The sequence below is a fragment of the Mycobacterium ostraviense genome, from assembly GCF_002705925.1.
Classification (GTDB): domain Bacteria; phylum Actinomycetota; class Actinomycetes; order Mycobacteriales; family Mycobacteriaceae; genus Mycobacterium; species Mycobacterium ostraviense.
On sequence record NZ_NKRE01000001.1, the window covers coordinates 4,660,776 to 4,682,743 of the forward strand.

Below are 21,968 nucleotides of genomic sequence, written 5' to 3' on the forward strand. Positions count from 1 at the left end.
GAGGGAACGCCAACGCACGGCGGGCGGTGGCAGCCGTGGAACCGACGCTACGTGCGCCGAAAGGTTCTAGATAGCAGACCAGCTGGTCATCGACCGTCCGGCCCCGGTGACCGCCGCAACTAGCGACCGAGGTCCGCTAGACAAACTGACTGGTTACCCCCAAGAACGACCTGAGTTGGAAGCCGGCCAAGAGGGTGCCCAACGCAATGTCAGCCGCTATGGGAGCGCCGAACGCATAGACCAGCCCGCCGGCGGGGTCGCCGGCGAATGCCTGTTCCATTCCGCTGAGGAACAGGTTGACGTTGTAGGACGGCACAGTGGTGAAGATCGCGTTCGCGATGTCGGCTGTCGGAAGCAGCGCCGCGTAGGTGGTCGCAGCCGTCCTGGTAATGAAATTGGTGACCGTGGTGTTCGTTGACTGCAGAAAGTGGATGAAGTCAGTCGGGGAGAACGCCGCCGGCGACAGCCCGGACAGCAGCGACGGTGAGCCCGCCGCGCCCAGTGGAGCCGCCAGCAGCGCGGCCGGGAGGTCGGGAAACGTCGCCATGCCGGCGCTGATGTCGTTCATGAACGCGCTGATTCCCTGCTGGGTTCCGATCGCCAGATAGCCTGGCAGGGAAGTGGTGGCGCTCAGCGGCGGCAGGACTCCGAATGGGGTGGGCACATTCGGCGGCGAGGTCGACCAGCCGTAGGCGGGATCGCCGTAGCCCCAGTTGATCAGATACCTCAAGTTCGGCTGGACCAAATCCGCGATGGGCGTCCCGACGAATGGTATTGCCCGCACCGGGTCCAGGAGCGGCAAATTAGGGGTGGGGATCATGTAGTAGCTGGTCGAGGTGGGGCCCACCGTGTTGGTCAACGGAATAGCCGTAGCAAGCTGCTCGGGGGTGAGACTCGCATACTGGCCGTGCAGGGATTGGATGCCCATGAAGGCGTTGAGGTCGGCCAGGAAATTGATCGGGTATCGGGGAAAGTCGGCGGCGCCATCGTATTCGATTGTGTAGATCGTGGTCGGGAAGGAATTGTCCGGGGTTGCGCCGTACATCTCTATCCCCAGACTTGGGAGGCTGAGCCCGACGAAACGCTCGAACAGGCCTCCGTTGGGGTTCATCGGATTACCGACCAACGTGAAGGTCAAATTGTTGAAGTACGGGCTTCCGGCGGCCCCCGAGTTGGTGGGGTTGAGCGCCCGCATTACCAGTGAGGAGATCATGGCGCTCTGCGATTCGCCCGCCACGTTGACGGTGTTTCCGCTGGTCAGCAGCCCTGCATAGGGAGGGTTAGTGCCGACGAGGGTATTGGTCAGGATGGTGACGCCTTGAGCCACCGACACGTTGAGGGGCAAGGTCTTGACACCGGTGTCGATATAGAACCCCTCCGGTGTGAAAAGGCTCTGCACTAGGGCCGGATCGACCGTGAAAATGGGCGCGATGTATTTCGAGACAATGTTGTTTACATAATCAATCGAAGGAATCGGGTTCCCGCTGCCACCCATGACCAGGGTGTTCACCGCTGCCGCCGAGGGAGCCGCGGACGTTAAGGTGCTCGACACTCCGGACGCGATACCGCCTAGCATCGCCCGGACGGGTGAGCTGATGGTTGCCAGCGCCTCCGATACCGCGGCGGCATTGGCGGCCTCGGCCTGCGCGTAGGAAGTGGCCGCGGTGGCCAACGCCTGGGCGAACGCATCATGAAACGCGCCAGCTTGCGTCATAACGGCCTGGCATTCCTGGCCATATGCGCGGAACAGGCTCGCGATGAGCTCCGACACCTCGTCGCGCGCCGCAGCTATCACCCCGGTCGTCGAAGCCACCGTGGCCGCGTTGGCCGCGCCGATCGCTGCGCGGATCTGCGCTACGTCTGCCGCAGCAGTCGCCACGATATCGGGCCGCGTGAGCATGTAGGTCATCGGACCGTCCTCCTCTACGGTGAGGGTCGGGAGGGAGCTACCAGTGAGCGTAGAGCGGTCTAACCGGCGTGTCCGGCGTTTACGCCTCGCATTTCCGGCCGCACATCCACCGTTTGCGAACTTCAGCCGCCCCGGGCGGCGATCATGGCCGAGCGATTGACTTTGGTTGCCGCCGTGCGGGGAATCTGGTCGATGAATTCCACTGTCTTGGGCACCTTGTACGGCGCAAGCCGGTTCTTGGCGTACTCGATCACCTGTTGTTCGGTCAGCGGCGCCGCCGCTTGCACCACGGCATGGACCCGGCGTCCCCAGTGCGCGTCCGAGATGCCGATGACCACGACGTCGGCGATATCGGGGTGGCCGGCCAGTGCGGACTCCACCTCTGCCGGAAAGACGTTGGCACCGCCGGTGACGATCATGTCGGCGCGACGGTCGGTGATGTAGAGGTAGCCGTCGGTGTCCACGTGACCGATGTCGCCGGCCGACCGAAACCCGTCTTCGGTCGACGGAAGTGGCGGCGCGCCACCAAGATAGCGGTATCCCGCACTCATCGGCGCGCGCAGGTAGACCTCGCCTTGTTCGCCGGGGGGCAGCGGCTCCTGCTCGGCGTCCAGGATCCGGATCTCGGTGTCCCTGAAGCCGCGGCCGACGCTGCCCGGATGCGTCAGCCATTCGTCGCCGCGCAGCGCGGTGAGCCCCAGATTTTCGGTCATGCCGTAGGCCATCACAATCTGTTCCGGGCTCAGTAGCTCGAACCAGGTGTGCAGCAGCGTGGGCGGCATCACGGCGGCGCCCTGCAGGATGAAGTCGATGCTGGACAAGTCGCGCCGACCGATGTCGGGTACCGCGGCGATGCGCTTGAGCATTGTCGGGGTGGCCGTGAAGTTGGTAACTCGGTATTGCTCGACCGTGTCGACAACCGTTGCGGCATCGAACTTTTCCAATACCACTAATTGGTCGCCGCCCAACAGGAAATGCAGGGCGGCAAAGCCGTTGGTGTGATACATCGGCGCGGGCACCAGGATGGTCTGGGGCTGGGCCACCGGCGTCCAGGCTGACAAGAACGGCTCGCTGTGCTGAGGCGTCCACAGCGACGGCGCCAGGTTGAGGATCACCTTGGGAACGCCGGTTGACCCGCTGCTGCAAATGCCGTGGGCGGTCGGGGAAACAGCTTCGGGCAGTGGGCTTTCCGGTTCGACGGCGGCGCGCACATCCAGCTCCCACCGGCTTTTCTCGTCGACCACGACGGCGGCGTCGATCACGTTCAGCACCCGGTTCCGCTCCCACTCGGGTAGGTCCCAGTGCATAGGAACCGGAACCGCGCCGATCTTCCAGCAGCCCAGGATGGTCAGTACGAGGTGCACGGAGTTGGGGATCGCGATGGCAACCAGAGAACCTATCTGGGCACCACTGGCGTCCAGCGCCCGCGCCCATTGATTGGCACGGGCGTCGAGTTCGGCAAAGGTCAGCGTGCGGGTGCTGCCGTCGGGCGTCACGGTGGTCAGGGCCGCTTCGTCGCTTCGTTGCTCGGCCAGCTCCTGCAGCCTGGTCCCGAACGGGGTGCCGTCGGCCAGCGGGTTGGGGGCGACCGAGGATTCGCCGGCGTGGCTCATGCGGGTACCGGCCCGGTGAAGAGCGTCTCCAGATAGCCGTCACGGACATCGGAGATCAGGCGGCGACTCAGTGCTTCGGTTCCCAACGGCAACCGGATCAGCGGTTGAGTGTGCCGGTCCAGCACGCTGACGTCGGACTCGTCGCAGAAGCCCAGCGCGCCGAGCAGTTGGTGTGACGTGCGCAGCACCTGCCGCGCGGTGTCGGCGGCCTGCAGCCGCAGCACCAGCGCGTCGGCCGAACCCGCTTGCGCCGCAGTCGATCGCGATCGGCTAAGGGTGTACTTGGCGAGTTCGAAAAGCCCGCGGACCGCGACGGCCGCATCTGCGACGGCAAACCTGACCGCCTGGAAATCGGCCAGCGGCCTGCCGAACTGAACCCGGCTCCGCACGTGATCGGTGGCGATGTTCAGCGACTGCTGCGCCGCCCCCAGCAGCTGCCATGATCCCAGCACAAGATGAAGGTTAATGTCGGCGGCCGAAACCGTGCCATCGGGCGCTCCCAAGGCCGCCGGCACCAGAAACGGCCCCAGTTTGGCCGCGGTGCGCACCGCAGGTTGCACGGGATAACGAGTGCCGTCGAGGTCGGCGGCGATCCAGTCGCCGGGTAAGTCGCCGTGATCGACGCGGGGTGCTTGCGGATTCACCAGAGCCAGGCGGGCGCCGTCGATCGCCAGCAACTCTTCGACGAGGGGGTAGGGCAACGCGGCGGCGCCGGCGGCCTGGCACAGCACCGCGGCGGCCAGCAGATCGTCGGATGCGGATCGCACGTCCAGCTCGAATGCGCCCAGCTGCACCAGCGCCTCGCGTGCCGCGCCGCGAACGCTGTCGTCGGTCTCGGCCCGCAGCGCCGCCGCGGGCCCGCCCACCCGCGCGAGGCGCTTGGCCGCGATGGCGGCGAAGTCGGTAATATCTTGCGGCAGTTCGGTATTCACCGGTGTTCCCCCAAGACGTCACGTGCTACCAGCATTCGCTGTACTTCGATGGTGCCCGACGCCACGGTGGCCGCCTGTGCGTAACGCCAATGATCTTCGATCGCGCCGTGCAGCGGGGCCATGACACCGCTGTCCAGCGCTGCCGGGCCGAGCACGTCGAAAAGCAGCTCGGCGACCTGTTGATCGCAGGTGGTGGTCGCGATACGGGCGGCACTGGCTGCCGCACCCGCCTCCGGATCATCCTGCAGCGACACCGCTCGATAGGCCAGTAATCTGGCCACCCGTAAGTCGACGAGCGCCCGAACCCAGCGCACCCGAATCGATTCGGGCAGCCGGTCCCAGTCGTCGCGGAGTTCGGTGCGCAGCCGGTGCAGCAACGATTCGCAGCGTGCGTAACGGGCGATGCCGACGCGTTCAAAGGCCAGGGCTTCCCGCATCACCCGCCAACCGTCGCCGGGCTCGCCCAGCACATCGCCGGGGAAGGCCGGCACCCCGTCGAGGAACATCTCGTTGAGGTGATGCGGGCCCAGCATCGACGGAATTGGCCGGACCGTGATACCGGGCCGGTCCATCGGAACCAGAAACAGGGTGAGCCGCTTGGATTTAGGAGCATCCGGGTGTGTACACGCCGCCAGCACACACCACGAGGCCATCTGGGCATACGACGTCCACACCTTCTGGCCGGTGATGCGCCAGCTCCGGCCGTCCGGGCCGTCCGGCACAGCGCGGGTGCGCAGCGACGCCAGGTCGGTGCCCGCCTCCGGCTCGGAAAAGCCTTGGCACCACACCACTTCGCCGGCAGCGATCGCCAACAGGTGCTTGGCCTTCTGTTCTGCCGTTCCGTATCGCATGATCGCCGGGCCCACCCAGTTGATGCCCATGTACTGCGGGCCGCGCGGCTCGTGGTGGGCCCACATCTCTTCGCGTAGCACGGTCTGCTGCCAGATCGAACCACCGCCGCCACCATGTTCTTTAGGCCAGGCCAGTGCCAGCAGCCGTTCGGCGGCAAGGAGTTTGCAGAATGACTCGGTGGTGGCCAGGTCCTGGGGATCGTCGGTGCAGGCGCCGAGGAAGCCGGCGGGCACGTGGTTGGCGATCAACTGCCGGAGCCGGGTTCGCAGTTCAGCAGCGTCATCGCCGAGGTCGTAATCCATCGTCGTCATCCCTTCGGCAGCCCGAGCAGCCGCTCGGCGATGATGTTGCGCTGGACCTCGGATGTTCCGCCGTAGATGGTCGCGGCAAGCGCATCCTGGCGTTCGAAGAGCAGGTCGGCGTCACCGGCCGAACCCGGACCAGCGGCCACGGCGCTTAGGTCCCAAACCCGTTGTAAGGTAACCGACCCAAGTAACTTGAGGATGTCGGCCTGCGGGCTGGGCCGGCCGGCGAGTTCGTTGCTCAGAGCGCGGTACCCGGTGGCCCGCAGCGCCTCGGCATCGGCCAGTAGCGAGCCCAGCTCGGCGTAGATGTCGGGGTCGCGGCCGCCCCGTATCGAGTCGAGGCCGCGCTTGATCTCGACCCAGTTCATGATCCAGATCATCTGGCGCTCATGGTGCAACGACGCCAACGCTACGTTCCAGCCGCCGTTGCACGGACCCAGAAGGTTGTCGACGGGCACTTCGACATCGTCGAGGAAGACCTCACAGAACGTCTCGTCGGACGCCGACGCCATCCGGATGGGTTCGATCCGCACCCCGGGCGAGTGCAGGTCAAGAATGAGGCAGGAGATGCCGCGGTGTTTCGGCGCATCCGGGTCGGTGCGGGCATACAAGGTGCACCACCGCGACTCGTGGGCCTGCGTGGTCCAGATCTTGTGGCCGTTGACCCGGAACACCTTGCTATTAGGGCCGTGTCGGTCGGCGCGGGTGCGCAGGCCGGCGAAATCCGATCCGGCTTCCGGTTCGGACATGCCCAGCGCCCACCACTCGTCACCGCGCAGCAGCGGAACCAGCAGCCGGTCGATCTGCTCGGGGGTGCCGAATCGGCGGATGCCGGGTGCGGCGACGTTGGGTCCGGCGATGTTGGGCAGTTTGGGGGCAAAGCGCAGCGCGGCCTCGATCCGGATTTCCATGGCATCGCGCAGGCTCAGCGAACGGCCACCATGCTCGCGGGGCCAGGTGGGTTGAATCCACCCCGCTTCGAAGGCGGCCCGCTGGTAGTCGCGTCGCAGCCGAATGTCCCAGCGGTACTGGCGATATCGCTCGTAATAGTCGCCCGGTAGGAAGGCCGTGAGCCATTCGCGGAATTCTGAGACCGGCGCAGTCATGATGCGCCCCCGGCGAAGCGTCGGCCCGCCTCGTGGTAGAGGGCATGGCTGTCGCCCAGCAGCGCCGCGCCCTGCCAAGCGCGCCGGACGTAGAGGTGGATGTCGTGTTCCCAGGTCTGGGCCAGGGCACCGTGTACCTGGACGGCGGTGCGCGCGCAGCGGGTCGCGGCCTCGCCGGCCGCTGCCTTGGCCAGCGCCGAAGTGGTCCAGTCGGGGTCGGTTGCCGCCGCGTAGGTGAGGCTGCGGGCGCGCTCGACGCTGACGTAGTTGTCGGCCAGCGCGTGCTTGATCGCCTGGAATGCTCCGATCGGCTTGCCGAACTGATGGCGTGTCTTGGCGTGTTCGACGGCGCGGTGCAGGACCGCGGTCGCCACTCCGACCAGGTCGGCGGCAGCGGCAATCAGCGGGGCGGTCAATGCGGATTCGGCGCTGTCGACGGGCGCGCTGGCTATGACAGCGGTGTCGATTTCGACATCGGCGACGGGTTGCGCGGGGTCGGTCGACTCGCCGGGCCGGATGACCACCCCGTCGCCGGGGCGCGCGACCGCGGCCACCAGGCCCCGGTCCGACGTCGCCAGCGTGACGATCAGCTCGGCCTGGACCAGATTGGGCACCGCGACCGCATGTCCGCGCAGGCGTCCGTGCTGCAGCGTCATGGGCGGCCGCGGCAGCCGGTGTCCGGGGGAGTGGACGGCCAGGGTTGCGACGACACCTCCGGCGATCTCGGCCAGCACATCGTCGAGACGGCAGGCCCGCAACACACCCGCAGCCAGGCCGACGCTGCTCAGCAGCGGGATGGGGGCGATGGCCGCACCGCATTGTTCCAGAACCAGTACCAGCTCGAGGGGGCCGAGATCACCGGCCGGATCGGCTATGGCGAGTTCGGTCCAGCCGAGGCCGACGACTGTCTTCCACAGCGTGCGCCAACGCTCGGGATCGGTGATTGCCTGCCGGGCGGCGTCGGGTGGGCACTCGGCGCGCAGGACGTCGCGCACGGTGTCGCGCAGCGCCAGCTGCTCTGAAGTCAGGTCGACATCCATAACACCCCTAACATAATAAAAATAGTAAACTAGGCAACCCGGCGCAATCGCGCAGGACGCTGTCGGACACGCATGGGTGGGCGTATGGTCGAGTGGTATCTGTTCCTGCCGCAGGTGCGGTTGCCGGTAGCAGATTTCGTGGAGCGGGCGCGGCACGCCGAGGCCAGTGGGTTTGACGGTGTGGCGTTCATCGATCATCTCGAGGCTCCCGGGCAGCCCGCTGAAAACATCTGGGAGGCAATGACCGTCGCTACCTGGGTGGCGGCCAAGACGCAGCGGCTGCGCATCGGCCACCTGGTGCTCTGCGACGCGTTCCGACATCCAGCCGTTCTGGCCAAGCAGGCCGTCACGCTGTCGGCGGCGTCGGATGGCAGGTTCGAGCTGGGCATCGGTTCGGGATCGTGGCCCGCGGAGTTCGCCAGATTCGATGTCGGTCAGCAGGATCCGGTGGCCCGGGTCGAGCAACTGCGGCGACACCTCGCGCTGATCACGCAGTACTGGGCGGACGGTGCGGAAGCTCAATCGCCCAGACCGGTGCGTCCGATACCGCTGATCTTGGGCGGCAGCGGGCGCCGGATGATGGAACTGGTTCGCAAATACGCGGATTGGTGGAATCTGCAGGCCAACCACCTGGACCGGTTGCCTCGCCTGGCCCCGGCTGCGGGATCGGCCCGTATCTCCGTGCAGCAGATGGTGGGCTTTGTCCGGGCGGGAGCCGACCCGGATGCGGTACGCCAGGTGAGCGTCCGGCGATTCGGCTATCTGGGCCCGGGGCTGGTGTGCGGTGACGCCGACGAGCTGATTGAGCACTTCGCGGGCCTGGCCGCGCACCAGGTCGAGCGCTTCTACGTGTGGTTCGCCGACTTCGCCGCGCCGGATTCGCTGGCCGACTTCGGTGAATCGGTGATCAAGGGCTTCCCGGAGATCCGGGCGACTTCGGCGACGCGCGCCGGCGGGCTTCGGTAGGCACCACCGGCGGCCGGGCGAACGGACCGCGCTGCACCGCGCTGAGTCGGATCTCCGGTAGGTCGACGGACGAGTTGACGGTATCGAGCCAGGCCACCGTTTCGGCGATGTCGGACACCTGGATCGCATACATCTCGAACGGAACATCCTGCAGCATCTCGGTTTCCACGGGTCCCGGCGTCACCAGGTGGACGCTGATGCCGTCGCGGTCAACCTCGAGCGCCAGTGCGCGGGCAAACGCGTTCATGCCGGCTTTCGATGCCGAGTACGCGGTTCGGGCCGGCATCGGCTCGTGCGCTGCCGACGAGGAGATGAAGACCAACCGTGAACCGGGCCCCATCCGGGGCAGCACCGCGGAGGTCACCACAAAACAGGAGTCCAGGTTGGCCGAGATGATCATGCGCCACTGGTCGAAGGTCTGCCTGCGTGCGTAGGTTCCGCCCAGTGCGCCGGCAGCGTGTACGACCAGGTCGATGGTGTCGAGTTCGCTTATGGCGGTGGCAAATCCGGCTGGGTCAGACACGTCGGCGGCAATGTAGCGCGCCCCGATCTCCGCCGCTGCGGCCCGCAGCGGGCCCTCCCGTCGCGCCACCAGTACCACGTCGTAGTCCAGCTCGCAAAGCTTGCCGGCACACCCTTTACCGATCCCACCGCTGCCGCCGGTGATTAACGCGGTTCGCACCGGAATCAGGGGCGCCGGATGTCCCGCGGGCGTGACAGCGCCTGCGGTGACAGCGCATAGATCCGTTGTTCACCACCGCCGGACAAGACGTACGTCTGGGTATCGGCGAGGTGTCGGCCCGCGATGCGCCGGGCCCGGTCGACGTCTCCCTCGGCAATGGTCTCGGCCAGCTTGATGTGGGTGTTGAGGACCGCGCGCCGTTTGGCCAACGACGGGTAGGTGCCCCGCGCCGCGCTCTCGTCGGCCCATTGTTGTTCATGGCTGGTCCACAGGGTCTCCAGGCTGCCCACGACCGCGATGATGGTGTGGTTCCCGCAGCCGCGGACGATGAGATCGTGGAATTGACGGCCGATTTCGGTGAACTGCCGCCCGTCGTCGAGGTGTTCTGCCATGGCTTCGTTGATCTGCTTGAGTTCGGGCACCAAAGTATCTGCACGGTCCGGTCGTTGGGCCGCCAGTGCGGCGCAGGCAGGCTCGAGTTCCTGCAGCGCGGCGCCCAGGTCGCTGATGGCGACGGACTCGCTTTGCAACAGCAGGCCGAGCATGTAGGCGGCGCTGGTCTTGGCCGGCGCGTGCACGACGGCCCCGCCTCGGTTACCGCGGCGGACGGACACCAAACCCTCGGTCTCCAAGATCCGCAACGCCTCCCGCAGCGACACCAGGCTGACGTTGAACTGTTCGACCAGCACTTCCTGGCGGGGTAGCAGATCACCGTCGGCGAGCTCGCCGTCGATGATCTGGCGGCGCAACTCATCGGCTACTATTTCGGCGATCCTCGGCGCAGACAGCCTGCGTCGGGCATCAGGGCCAGTTCCCAGGGTGGTCATCCGATCCTCGATAGAACAAGCAGGGAGCTGACCCCGCCAACTCGACTTGCGTTGTCTATCTTAGCAGTAATGGCATAAATAGCATCTCATTGGCGGTGAGCTTCCCGTGCCGCTCCGCGTTTCATCGAATAACCAAGAGCGCCAAGGATATTACTGAATCAGCTGTTCTCCGGCTCCTTCAGGAGCAGTTTACGTACCAGTGGACGTGGTCCGTACGGGCGAAGCAGCCTGCTGGCGGGGTGGGGGCGCACGCGTTGCGGCCACCAGAACCAGCGTCCGAGGAGCGCCGCGACGGATGGCGTCATGAATGCCCGCACGATCAGCGTGTCGAACAGCAGGCCCAGGCCGATGGTGGTCCCTATCTGGCCGAGCACCCGCAAGTCGCCGAATACGAACGACGACATGGTGGCCGCAAACACCAGACCGGCGGCGGTCACCACCCCGCCGGTGCTGGCCATGGCGCGGATGATGCCGGTCTTCAATCCGGCGCCGATCTCCTCTTTGAAGCGGGAGATCAGCAGCAGGTTGTAGTCGGATCCCACTGCCAGGAGCAGGATGACGGCCAGCGCGAGCACGATCCAGTACAGCCGGATACCCAGGATGTCCTGCCAAACCAGCACCGACAGTCCGAACGACGCACCCAACGACAACGCCACGGTGCCCACGATGACGATCGCGGCGACCAGGCTGCGGGTGAGCGTCATCATGATGAGCAGGATCAGGCTCAGTGCGGCGATTGCGACGATCATCAGGTCGTACTTGGCGCCGTCCTGGATGTCCTTGTAGGTGGCCGCGGTGCCGGCGAGATAGATCTTGGCGTCCGCCAAGGGAGTTCCCTTCACGGCCTCGTGGGCTGCCTTCCGGATGGGGTCGATATGCGAGATGCCTTCCGGAGTCGCGGGATCACCTTCATGGGAGATGATCATGCGAGCCGCCTTGCCGTCGGGCGAGAGGAACAATTTCAGGCCGCGCTTGAAATCGGGGTTGTTGAACGCCTCCGGCGGCAAGTAGAAGGAGTCGTCGTTCTTGGCCGCGTCGAACGCTCGTCCCATGGCCGTCGCGTTCTCCACCAGGGCCGCCGTCTGGCTGTAAATCCCGGACATGGTCGCGTAGTTGGACAGTGCCAGTTCACGATTGGTCTGCTGGCTGGCGATCTGTTCGGGGATGAGCGCGACGAGCTGCGGCTGGATCGCATCGAGTTTGTCCAGCGTTGCCGTGAGGTCTTCGAACCTCGCGCTGAGCTGGTCGATCCCGTCGAGTGCGTCGAACACCGATCTCAACGCCCAACATATCGGAATGTCGAAACAGTGCTTCTCCCAATAGAAGTAACTGCGCAATGGCCGCCAGAAATCGTCGAAATTCGCGATCTTGTCACGCAGATCATTGATTGTGGCGATCGTATCGTGAAAGCTCTCGGTCTCGGCGTGGGTAGCGGCGGCGAGTTCCTGCTGCAGGGCATACTGGCGCTGCAAAATGGCGATTGTCTTCCCCAACTCGTCGGCCTGTCTGAGCAGGTCGGCCGCGCGGTCTTGCTGGTAGGACAGGTTCATCACCTGGCCGACGCTTTGCATGCTGACCTGAAACGGTACCGAGCTGTGGTCGATGGGAGTTCCCAACGGCCTGGTGATGGATTGCACCTGGGCAATACCGGGGATATGGAAGACACTTCTGGCCACCCGATCTAAGACGATCATGTCGGCCGGATTGCGCATATCATGATCGGTTTCGATCATCAGCAGTTCGGGATTCAGCCGGGCGGGCGAAAAATGCCGCTCGGCAGCGGCGTAGCCGACATTGGCCGGAGCGGTGGCGGGCATGTAGGGACGGATGTCGTAGCTCGTCTGATATCCCGGCAGGGCAAGCAGGCCGACCAGGGCCACCGCACCCGTCACCGCAAGAATCGGCCCGGGCCAGCGAACGATGGCCGTGCCGATGCGCCGCCAACCTCGGGTCCGCATCGCGCGTTTGGGTTCGAAGAGACCGAAATGACTGCCCAAGGTCAGCACGGCCGGGGCCAGAGTCAGCGAGGCCGCCAGCGCGACCAGGATGCCGATCGCCGCGGGAACACCCAACGTCTGGAAATAGGGCAACCGGGTAAAGGTCAGGCAATACACCGCACCGACAATGGTCAGGCCCGAGCCCAACACGACATGGGCGGTTCCGCGAAACATGAGGTAGAAAGCCGCTTCTCGGTCCTGCCCGTCGTGCCGTGCTTCGTGATAGCGGCCGAGGACGAAGATTGCGTAATCGGTGCCGGCGGCGATGGCCAATAACGTGAGCAGATTGGTCGAATACGTCGAGAGCCCGATGATCCCGTTGTTTCCCAGGAAGGCGACGACGCCGCGGGCCGCGGCCAACTGGATGAGGACGGTGAGCAGCACCAGGATCGTGGTGACGACTGAGCGGTAGACGATGAACAGCATCACCGCGATCACCAGGAACGTGATCGCGGTGACCTTCAGCGTGCCTTTGCTGCCCACCTGGAACTGATCCGCGATAAGCGGCGCCGCGCCGGTGACATAGGCCTTGATACCGGGCGGCGGCGGTGTGTGCGCCACAATGTCGCGGACCGCGTCCACCGACGCGATCGACAACGCCTCGCCTTGATTGCCGGCGAGATACACCTGCACATATGCGGCTTTGCCGTCGGTGCTCTGCGAGCCCGCCGCCGTCAGCGGATCCCCCCAGAAATTTTGGATGTGCTGTACATGCTTGGTGTCCTGGGAGAGCCGCTGGATCAGGGTGTCGTAATAGCGGTGGGCGTCGGCATCAAGGGGCTTGTCGCCTTCCAGCACGATCATGGCCGCGCTGTCGGAGTCGAACTCGCGGAACACTTTTCCGATCCGCTTCATCGCCTGCATCGACGGCGCATCGGGTGCGATCAACGCCACGTTGTGGGCCTTGCCCACGTCTTCCAATTTCGGTACGGCCACGTTGGTGAGGACGGCAAGGCCGACCCAGAACAGCAGGATCGGTACCGAGAGCCGGCGAATGGTGTGCGCCACGGATGGCCTCGGAGCCGGGTGGTTGCTCATGACGACTTGTCCAGACAGTAGGTGTAGGCGTTCACTTCGTGGACGGTCCTTTCGTCTTTGACGACACCGTTGACGGTGATCCGGCAGCCGATCGAGGAACTGTTGCCTTGCGCCACCACGTTGGCGAACACGGCGGGTTGCGTGGTGGTGATCGTGAACGACCACGGCAGGGTCGCGTCGTCCACTCGTTGCGGTTGAGCATCGACGTCCAGATAGTTGATGGTCGCCACGGTCCCGGGTGCGCCGAAAACTTCGAGAACCACCTGTTTGGGGTTGAACGGGACGATCTCGTTTGACATGCCACTGCCGGCCGAAGTGGTGCTGTGGGAACCGAAGATGCCGTGCAACCGATGGATGCTGAATCCCGCGACCGCGACTATCACCACTGCGACAAGCAGCATCCACCCGCGTCTTAGCAGGTGGCCAGGTGAAACCGCGGTCATCTTTCCGGCGCTTCGGGCGCGGATCGACATTCCTTGACGGTACGGTACCGGACCGGACACTTCAAGGGCTGGAGGTGGATCGGTACGTCGTGCTGAGGATTTACCGGGTGGGCCGGGTGAGGCTGGGAATGACGACGTTGTCGACGAGGGCTTGCACCGTGTCCGCGGTGGGCGGTCGGCTCGGGATGATGTGCCGGAAGACGAGGTAGCCGGGCAGTAAATCCCAGAGTTCGTCGTCGATGGCGGCGCCGTCGATCTCGCCGCGGTCGACGGCCAGCTGCAGGATGTGGCGCATCAGGGCCTTCCGGTGCTCGAAGAACCCGTGTTGCATGGCATCGCTGAGAGCCGGATTGCGCGACACCTCGACCAGCACCGCACGGATGGTGCTGGTGTGCTGACGGGCCTGCTCGCAGATCACTTCGCCCAATTGCAGCAAATCGCCGCGCAGCGTGCCGGTATCCGGCGGGACCGCAACCTGGCGGATGCCCTCGATGAAGGCGGCCAGCACCAGTTCGGCTTTCGACGGCCAGCGCCGGTACACCGTGGCCTTGCTGGCGCGCGCAGTGGCCGCGACCGCATCCACGGTCAACCGGTCATACCCATGCTCTTGCAGCAGCTGCAGGGTCACGGCCAGCAACTCGGCCTCCCGTGGCGACCACGATGAGGGCTGCGAGGAGGGATCGGCAATCTGGGTCACAGCGCCCACGATAGAGCCATCACGGTAGTACAGACCAGTACCGTACCGTCAGCGGTGGCGTGCGCCTAGTGCTCAGGTCACGGGTGGTCGAATTATGCTCGGCAGCGTGAGTCAGGGGTTAGGCAGGCGGCCGACACCGCTTGACGAGTTGCGAGTCATCGAGATCAGTGATCGCATAGCCGGCAACTACTGCGGCAAGCTGTTGGTCGACGCCGGTGCGCAGGTACGCAAAATCGAACCACCGCAAGGGGATCCGCTGCGCCGGTACTCGCCTAGCTGTTCGCCGGTGCCCGACGGTTCGCCGGCCTCGCCGTTGTACTGCTACCTCAATGCCGGTAAGCAGAGCCTGACCCTGGCCCCGGATTCCGAGCGATACCGTGCCGAACTCGCCGCTGCCGACGTCGTGATCGTCACCTGCGGCCGGTCACAGGCGGCCGCCCTGGGTATCGACCCCCGACGGTTGCTGGCCGAGTCCCCGCGGGCGGTGGTGGTCACGATTTCGGATTTCGGCTGGACCGGTCCCTTCGCCGATCGGGCGGCCACGGAGTTCACGCTGCAGGCATGGGCGGGCTCGCCCGGCTTCCGCGGTGATCCCGCCGGGCCGCCCATCTCGGTCGGTGGTGGCCTGGGCGAGTACATGGGTGGGGTGTTCGCCGCGTTCGGCGCGTTGGCGGTGCGCCGCCGCGTCGAACACGGCGGCCCGGGCGAGCATCTGGATCTTTCGATGCTGGAGGCAATGAGCCTGATGCAAAGCAGCGAATGGCTGCATTCGCAGCTGCTGCGGGTACCGCCGGTGCGCCGCACCCTCGAAGTGCCCTCGATCGAACCCGCCAAAGACGGCTACGTCGGGATTACCATGGTCACCGGCCAGCAGTGGCTCGATTTCACCGCGATGGTCGAATGTCCTCAGCTCGAAGAGATTCCGCAGTTGCGATTCCAGATCGGCCGCTGGGAATACCGGGACCTGATCCGCGAGTCGATCCGTCCGTGGATGGCCGAGCGGACGGTCGAGGAGATCGTCGCACTGGGTCAGCTGTTCCGGCTGCCGATCGCGGCGTTGGGCAACGGCGCCACCATCCGCGACATGGAGTACATGGTCGAGCGGGAAGTGTTCGCCGAAAACCCCGCCGGCTTTCACCAGCCGCGCCCGCCGTGGTTGATGTCGCAGTGTGGGCCCGCGCCGGTTGGCCCGACTGCTGGGGTAGGTGCGGACAACGACGAAAGGCCTTGGTGGAAGCAGGATGGGTTTGAGCTGACCCCGCATGGGTTGCCGCTGGACGGTGTTCGGATCATCGATTTGACCGCCTTCTGGGCCGGGCCGGCCGCCACTCACTTGCTGGCGGCCTTCGGCGCCGATGTCGTGAAGATCGAGTCGATTCAGCGGCCCGACGGCATTCGCTACTCGGGGGGCATGCGCACCGACGTGGACGACTGGTGGGAGTACGGCTGGGTGTTCCATGCGATGAACACCAACAAGCGCTCGGTCACACTTGATTTGGGCTCTGATGACGGACGGCGGTTGTTCCTCGCGCTGGCCGCGGATGCCGACGTGGTGATCGAGAATTTCTCGCCGCGGGTGATGGAGCACTTCGGGCTCACGGCCGAGGTGCTGCTGAAGGTGAACCCCAAACTCGTGGTCGCCCGGATGCCGGCCTTCGGGTTGGTGGGCCCGTGGCGTGACCGGGTGGGGTTCGCCCCCACCATGGAGCAGATCGGTGGCCTGACGTGGGTGACCGGATTGCCGGAGACGCCGCCGGTGACCCCGCGCGGCGCGTGTGATCCGCTGGCCGGCGTGCATGCGGCGTTCGCGGTGCTGGCCGCACTGAACTTCGCCGAACGTACCGGGTCGGGCCAGCAGGTTGAGTTGCCGATGGTCGAGTCGGTGTTGAACACCACCGCAATTCAGCCGATCGAATACGAGGTCTACGGGGTCACGCTTAACCGGCGCGGCAATCGTGGTTTCGGCGGGGCATTACAGAACATCTACCGGTGCGCCGGCGACGACGACTGGATCGCGGTCAGCATTCGTGACGACCAAGACTGGAATGCGCTGGTCGAGGTGATGGACCGACCGCCTTGGTGCGACGGGTCGCTGTCGACTGCGGGCGGGCGCCGCGAGCGGGCCGACGAGATCGATGGCCGGCTACGGGACTGGTTTGCCGCGCAATCCCTGATGCCGACGGTGGAATCGCTTGCCGCTGCTGGCATTCCGGCGGCGCCGGTTGTCTCGCCGTCACTGGTCACCGAAAACCCGCAACTGTGTGACCGCGGGTACTTCGAGTCGCTGATCCACTGCCGTATCGGGCAAGCCCTATATCCCACACCACCTTTCGCGCGGTTGGCCGGCCAGCGGGAGTGGTTGCGCCGCCCGCCGCCAACCCTTGGCGAGCACAATGAAGAAATACTGCGTGAGCGGTGCGGGCTGACCGACGAGGAACTCGCGCGGCTAGCGGCAAGTGGCGTCATCGGGACCCGGCCCAAGGGGGTATAGGGCACTGCTGATCGCCCGCGACCGATTGTCTCGTGCATCGCGAAGAAGATTGTGTTCGGCTCCATGTGGCGCGCTGCCAGACCGCCGCCGGGGGTGCCTAGCCGGATCCTCGTGCTAGTGGGACGGAAAGCAGTCTGATGTTCACTCTGGGTGAACACGTGAAATCGGTTGCTCGGCAGGTACTTTCTGCCCGGTTCTTGTCGGTGGCAGTCGATAGATTGCGGGTATGAGCTCGGGCGGTGTCGTGGATCGGGAGACGGTCACGGCGGCCTTTGATGCACTCGACGCCGCGGTCGACAGGTTGGTGGAGTTGAACTTTGATGCGTTGACCACTCCGGAGTGGTTGGCGTTGGTGAAGCGGTGTGAAAAGGTGCGCCGACGGCTGCCGGTGGCTGAGCATCAGCTGATCAACAACCTAGCCCGCCAAGCCAGCGCCGAGGAGCTGGGCGGCAAGCTGTCGCATGCGATCGCCGACTGGGCGTTGATCAGCCGCACCGAGGCTGCCCGGCGCATCAAGGCCGCTGCCGATCTGGGGCCGCGGCGCGGGCTGGCCGGGCAGCCGATCGCCCCGGTGTTGGCCGGGGCCGCCGCGGCCCAACGCGACGGAAAACTGGGCGGCGAAAGCATCCAGGTGATCCGACGCTTCTACTATCAGCTGCCCGCCTGGATTGACCAGGCCACCCGGGAGCGCGCCGAAGCCCAGTTGGCCCGCCAGGGTAGTCAGTTTCGCCCCGAACAGTTAGCCGGGTTGGCGGCCACGATCGCCGATTGTCTCAACCCCGATGGCACCTACCGCGATGAGGACCGCGCCCGCCGACGCGGCCTGACGTTAGGCAATCAGCAAAGCGATGGCATGTCGGAGCTGCGCGGGCTGATCACCCCCGAGCTGCGCGCCACGTTAGAGGCCGTGTTGGCCAAGCTGGCCGCCCCGGGCATGGGCAACCCCGAATCCCAAACCCCCTGTGTGGACGGCACTCCCAGTCAAGCGGCCATCGACACCGACATCCGCTCAGCCCCCCAACGCAACCACGACGCCCTTACCGCCGGGCTGCGCGCCCTGCTGGCGTCGGGAGAGTTGGGTCGGCACAACGGCTTACCCGCCTCGATCATCGTGACCACCACGCTGGCCGAGCTGGAAGCCGCTGCCGGACAAGGACTGACCGGCGCCGGCACGATCTTGCCGATGAGCGATGTGATCCGGCTGGCCCGCCACGCCCGCCATTATCTGGCGGTGTTCGACAAGGGTAAGGCGTTGGCGCTGTATCACAGCAAAAGGCTGGCCGCACCGGGGCAGCGAATCGTCTTATACGCCAGAGATCGTGGCTGCAGTGCGCCGGGTTGTGATGTCACGGGCTATTTCTGCGAGGTCCACCACGTCATTCCCTACGCCCAATCACCCACCACCGACGTCAACCAACTCACCTTCGCCTGCGGCGGCCACCACCCACTAGCCGACAAAGGCTGGACCACCCGCAAAAACACCCACGGCGACACCGAATGGACACCCCCACCCCACCTCGATCGCGGCCAGCCCCGCACCAACACCATGCATCACCCCAGAAAACTCCTCCGCGCAGACGAAGACGTCGAGGATGCTGCGGAATCCCCGTAATCGTGCAACTGGCGAAGCTCTGCCATCGGGAAGTGCAACTTACGGCTAAACCGTTGTGCGACAGGGGTCCCGCCGGAGCCTCGACGGAAGCCGGCCGTCGCAGCAATCCCGGGCACCACCGGCTACCCGCTATGTCCACGTTGACGTTCAATCCCTAAGATAGTAAAAATAGATCTAGTCGTCGAACCACGGTGAGTCAAACGCGGCCTGGTTGCCGCTCGGCCGCGTGGGAAACGGAGATCTCGTGACGCAGACCATTTCAGGCTCGGCTTCCGAATCGGCCCAGGATCCGTCGGAACGAGAGTTCGGTGCGAGCGGGATTGCGCTGTCGTCGTACCGGTTCCCGACGGGATGGTTCATCGTCGCGTTCGCCTCTGACCTGGCTCCCGGCGATGTCAAGCGTGCGCATTATTTCGGCGAGGAGCTGGTGCTGTTCCGCACCGCTTCGGGGCAGGTGCACGTGCTGGACGCCTACTGTCAGCACCTCGGCGCCAACCTGGCTGTCGGGGGCACGGTTGAGGGCGAACACATCGTGTGCCCCTGGCATGGCTGGCAATGGCGCGGGGACGGCACCAACGCGCTGATTCCCTACAGCAAGATCGGCTGCAAGAACAACGTCCGAATTCGCAGCTACCCCAGTACGGAGTGGTACGGCTTCATCCTGGTCTGGCATGAGCGCCACGGGCGGGCGCCGTACTGGCAGCCGCCAGTGCTGCCGGAGCTGGAGACCAACGAGTACTACCCGCTGCACCCACATAGCCGGATGCTCAACCGGGTCAAGGTGCACCCGCAGATGATCATCGAGAACGCCGCCGACCCCTATCACGTTCAATACGTGCACAAGGCCGCTAACCCGGCCACCACCGCGTCGTTTGAGGTCTCCGGGTACCACCTACACGCCACCGTCAATGCCCACTTCGGTGGCGGCAGACCCGCGACCTGGCTGACCCCGAACGGCCCGGTCGACGCCAAGATTGTCTACGACAACTACTCGCTGGGGTTGGGCTTCGTGCGCTTCCCCAGCGAGTTGGTGGGCACCGTTCAGGTCACCGGGCAGACGCCCGTCGACGAGGATTACACCGACTACTTCTACACCCAGGCGTCCCTCCGGGAGCCAGGCGACACCGGCGACGTGCCGACCGGGCGCGCCGCCAAATTCCTGGCTTTGCAACAGGAAGTGATCAAACAGGACTTCTTCACCTGGGAGAACATGAAGTACCTGGAGAAGCCGAACCTGGCGCCCGAAGAAGCGCACGACTACGCCGCCCTTCGTCGCTGGGCGCACCGGTTCTACCCCGGCGCGCAGCCCTGCGCCGACGACTTCGGATACACCGCAGATGGTGAGCCCGACCCCGCGGCTGCGAAGGCGTGATGTGAGCAGCCCTCCGGGGCCCTCCGATTTCGGAGTCGATCGCTTCACCGTTGCCGATGTGCTCGACCGGCGCGCAGCACAGCATCCGGACCGGGTGATGCTGAGGGTAGCCGGCGTCGACGCCACCTTTGAGGACCTGCGACGGCGGTCGTGCGCTGCGGCGAGCATGCTGAGCGACCTCGGCGTCGACCGCGGCGACACCGTGGCGCTCTTCACCCCAACGTGCCCGGAATGGATCTACTTCTGGCTGGGCGCCGCACGAATCGGCGCCGTCAGCGCGGCGGTGAACGCCGCCAACAAGGGCGACTTCTTGCTGCATACCTTGCGGCTGTCGCAGGCCAAGGTGATACTCACCGACCCGGAGCGGCAAAACCGCCTCGAGGATATCGCCGACCGCGTGGACACACTGAATGAGACTGTGGTGCTAGGTGATTCGCTGAGCACGGAGCTGAGCCGCGATGCCGGCCCATTGCCGGATGGGCTCGGCGAGACGGAGATTGGATCGCTGTTCTTCACCTCCGGCACCACCGGGCCGTCGAAAGCCGTTGCCACGAGCTGGCATTACCTGTTCACGGTGGCGGCCACCGTGGTATCGGCCTGGCGATTCGCCCCCGGAGAGGTGCTGTGGACGGCGATGCCGCTGTTTCACCTGAGTGCGGCGCCCACCGTACTGGCACCGATGCTGGTCGGCGGAACAACCGTGCTCGCCCGCGAGTTTCATCTCGGCGAAGTCTGGGACGAGGTGCGCGCGCATGGTGCCGTCGGCTTCGTCGGCGCCGGCGCGATGGTGTCGATGCTGCAGAACCTTCCCCCGGATTTACGTGACGCGGCGCTGCCGTTGCGGTTCCTCTCCGCGGCGCCCATTGCCGCGGACTCCTACCGCGCGATCGAAAAGCGCTACGGCTGCCGTATCGTCACGATGTACGGGCTCACCGAGGCATTTCCCCTTACCGTCAAGGGCGTTGCCGACGACGGGGTTCCGGGAACCTCGGGGAAGCCGAATCCCAATTTCGATGTGCGCGTTGTCGACGACGCCGGCAACCCGCTACCGACCGGACTGGCCGGAGAGATCTCCTGCCGGCCCAGATTCCCACACGTGATGAGCGAAGGGTACGTCAGTGATTACGCCGGATCGGGACTGCACGTCGATCGCCATCCCGACTGGTTTCCTACCGGCGACCTCGGGAGATTCGACGGCGACCAGAACCTGACTTACGTGGATCGGATCAAGGATTCGTTACGCAGACGCGGCGAGAACATTTCTTCGGTGGAGGTGGAAACCGTCGTGGCAAGCCATCCGGCGGTGCTGGAGGCGGCGGCCATCGGCGTCCCCAGCGACGTGGGCGAGGACGACATCCTGCTGATCGTGACCGCGCGCCCCGGCGCTGCCGTCGACTACACCGAGTTGCTCGACTTCTGCGCTGCCCGCATGCCCTACTTCTGCGTTCCCCGATATGTGGAGTCGGTCGATGAACTTCCGAAGAACGGAATCGGGCGAATACGTAAAGATCTGTTGCGTACCAGGGGTTTAACTCCGGCTGCCTGGGATCGCGAAAGACATGGCTACCGGGTCAGCCGATGAGTTAGCGTAGTGTCACGTCCGTCGGTTCGGTTTTCCCCGCGAGTGTGGCTGGAGAGCACAATGACGTTGTCGTATCAAGAACAGCAGATGCTGCACGCTGCGACGGGCCGTGCCGCCATTCTGGATTTGACCGCGCGACACAATCGCGCGTATTCCGAGGGTGACCGCGACGCATGGATCGCCACCTTCCGTCACTCCGGCGCCGGCTATAGCCGTGACGGCGAATCATTCGGTGATCCGCGCGCGGCCTTCGACGGCGGCGACGGGCAGCGGCTGGTCACCGTCGACCATGAGATCCAGGTCGACGGGGTCAACGCCACGCAGCGGTGTGTCGCGCTGCTCTTTGCCCGCGTGCACGGCGACACCACGCTGCGGGCCACCGGGACATTCCGCGATCAGCTGATCTACGAGCGGGGCGGTTGGTATTTCGCTTCCCGAGCGCTGCAATGGGATTCGGTACCGAGCCGGCATCCGCTCGTCATGTAACCGGTTGCCCAGGTGAAC

General features: G+C 65.3%; 17 protein-coding genes and 1 pseudogene. 6 read left to right on the forward strand and 12 right to left on the reverse strand.

The genetic code is table 11. The features are described from left to right. Positions 1-136: 136 nt before the first annotated feature. The 7 genes and pseudogenes from CDN38_RS21780 to CDN38_RS21805 all read right to left on the reverse strand — a co-directional run bounded on the left by CDN38_RS21780 (position 137) and on the right by CDN38_RS21805 (position 7,757). Complete coding sequence (locus CDN38_RS21780) at positions 137-1,909, reverse strand: PE family protein (protein ID WP_075512866.1); 1,773 nt, start codon at positions 1,907-1,909, stop codon at positions 137-139. Between the two features lie 122 nt (positions 1,910-2,031). Next, positions 2,032-3,522, reverse strand: a complete 1,491-nt coding sequence (locus CDN38_RS21785; protein ID WP_075512867.1) for a class I adenylate-forming enzyme family protein — start codon at positions 3,520-3,522, stop codon at positions 2,032-2,034. Then, positions 3,519-4,454: an acyl-CoA dehydrogenase family protein gene (locus CDN38_RS21790; protein WP_075512868.1), complete on the reverse strand. Its 936-nt coding sequence runs from the start codon at positions 4,452-4,454 to the stop codon at positions 3,519-3,521. The genes CDN38_RS21785 and CDN38_RS21790 overlap by 4 nt, the downstream gene beginning before the upstream one ends. Next, the gene (locus CDN38_RS21795; protein ID WP_180276368.1) at positions 4,451-5,617 is read right to left on the reverse strand and encodes an acyl-CoA dehydrogenase family protein; all 1,167 of its coding nucleotides are present in this window, start codon (positions 5,615-5,617) and stop codon (positions 4,451-4,453) included. Before CDN38_RS21795 ends, CDN38_RS21790 begins: the two co-directional genes overlap by 4 nt. Then, positions 5,614-6,069, reverse strand: a complete 456-nt coding sequence (locus CDN38_RS33120) for an acyl-CoA dehydrogenase family protein (protein WP_438502294.1) — start codon at positions 6,067-6,069, stop codon at positions 5,614-5,616. The genes CDN38_RS21795 and CDN38_RS33120 overlap by 4 nt, the downstream gene beginning before the upstream one ends. Positions 6,070-6,084: 15 nt before the next feature. After that, a pseudogene (locus CDN38_RS33125) lies at positions 6,085-6,717 on the reverse strand (acyl-CoA dehydrogenase family protein); the annotation flags it as partial. Continuing rightward, entirely contained in the window at positions 6,714-7,757 is a 1,044-nt protein-coding gene (locus tag CDN38_RS21805; protein WP_075512870.1) for an acyl-CoA dehydrogenase family protein, read from the reverse strand. The gene CDN38_RS21805 and the pseudogene CDN38_RS33125, both read right to left, overlap by 4 nt. 84 nt (positions 7,758-7,841) lie before the next feature. On the opposite strand from CDN38_RS21805, the gene CDN38_RS21810 reads away from it, so the two are divergent. Continuing rightward, positions 7,842-8,723 (forward strand): LLM class flavin-dependent oxidoreductase, encoded by an 882-nt coding sequence (locus CDN38_RS21810; RefSeq protein WP_075512871.1) that lies wholly within the window; start codon positions 7,842-7,844, stop codon positions 8,721-8,723. Here CDN38_RS21810 and CDN38_RS21815 read toward each other — a convergent pair. The 5 genes from CDN38_RS21815 to CDN38_RS21835 all read right to left on the reverse strand — a co-directional run bounded on the left by CDN38_RS21815 (position 8,665) and on the right by CDN38_RS21835 (position 14,419). Continuing rightward, complete coding sequence (locus CDN38_RS21815) at positions 8,665-9,405, reverse strand: SDR family oxidoreductase (protein WP_075512872.1); 741 nt, start codon at positions 9,403-9,405, stop codon at positions 8,665-8,667. The two genes, CDN38_RS21810 and CDN38_RS21815, sit on opposite strands and share 59 nt — an antisense overlap. Positions 9,406-9,410: 5 nt before the next feature. Continuing rightward, on the reverse strand, positions 9,411-10,232 hold the full coding sequence (locus tag CDN38_RS21820) for a FadR/GntR family transcriptional regulator (RefSeq protein ID WP_075512873.1): 822 nt from the start codon (positions 10,230-10,232) through the stop codon (positions 9,411-9,413). A gap of 158 nt (positions 10,233-10,390) precedes the next feature. Beyond that, complete coding sequence (locus CDN38_RS21825) at positions 10,391-13,267, reverse strand: MMPL/RND family transporter (protein ID WP_075512874.1); 2,877 nt, start codon at positions 13,265-13,267, stop codon at positions 10,391-10,393. Further along, entirely contained in the window at positions 13,264-13,710 is a 447-nt protein-coding gene (locus CDN38_RS21830) for an MmpS family transport accessory protein (protein WP_204903249.1), read from the reverse strand. The genes CDN38_RS21825 and CDN38_RS21830 overlap by 4 nt, the downstream gene beginning before the upstream one ends. Positions 13,711-13,810: 100 nt before the next feature. Beyond that, entirely contained in the window at positions 13,811-14,419 is a 609-nt protein-coding gene (locus CDN38_RS21835) for a TetR/AcrR family transcriptional regulator (RefSeq protein WP_075512875.1), read from the reverse strand. An 82-nt stretch (positions 14,420-14,501) separates the two neighbouring features. On the opposite strand from CDN38_RS21835, the gene CDN38_RS21840 reads away from it, so the two are divergent. From CDN38_RS21840 to CDN38_RS21860, 5 genes are all read left to right on the forward strand, one after another. After that, complete coding sequence (locus tag CDN38_RS21840; RefSeq protein WP_075512876.1) at positions 14,502-16,898, forward strand: CaiB/BaiF CoA-transferase family protein; 2,397 nt, start codon at positions 14,502-14,504, stop codon at positions 16,896-16,898. A gap of 226 nt (positions 16,899-17,124) precedes the next feature. After that, positions 17,125-18,510 carry an HNH endonuclease signature motif containing protein gene (locus CDN38_RS21845; RefSeq protein WP_075512877.1) on the forward strand — a complete coding sequence of 462 codons (1,386 nt, stop codon included), beginning with the start codon at positions 17,125-17,127 and terminating at the stop codon, positions 18,508-18,510. Positions 18,511-18,754: 244 nt separating this feature from the next. After that, complete coding sequence (locus tag CDN38_RS21850; protein WP_075512878.1) at positions 18,755-19,882, forward strand: aromatic ring-hydroxylating oxygenase subunit alpha; 1,128 nt, start codon at positions 18,755-18,757, stop codon at positions 19,880-19,882. Beyond that, positions 19,848-21,464 carry an AMP-binding protein gene (locus CDN38_RS21855; RefSeq protein ID WP_075512879.1) on the forward strand — a complete coding sequence of 539 codons (1,617 nt, stop codon included), beginning with the start codon at positions 19,848-19,850 and terminating at the stop codon, positions 21,462-21,464. Before CDN38_RS21850 ends, CDN38_RS21855 begins: the two co-directional genes overlap by 35 nt. Positions 21,465-21,524: 60 nt before the next feature. Further along, the gene (locus tag CDN38_RS21860) at positions 21,525-21,950 is read left to right on the forward strand and encodes a nuclear transport factor 2 family protein (RefSeq protein WP_075512880.1); all 426 of its coding nucleotides are present in this window, start codon (positions 21,525-21,527) and stop codon (positions 21,948-21,950) included. The last annotated feature ends 18 nt before the right edge of the window (positions 21,951-21,968 follow it).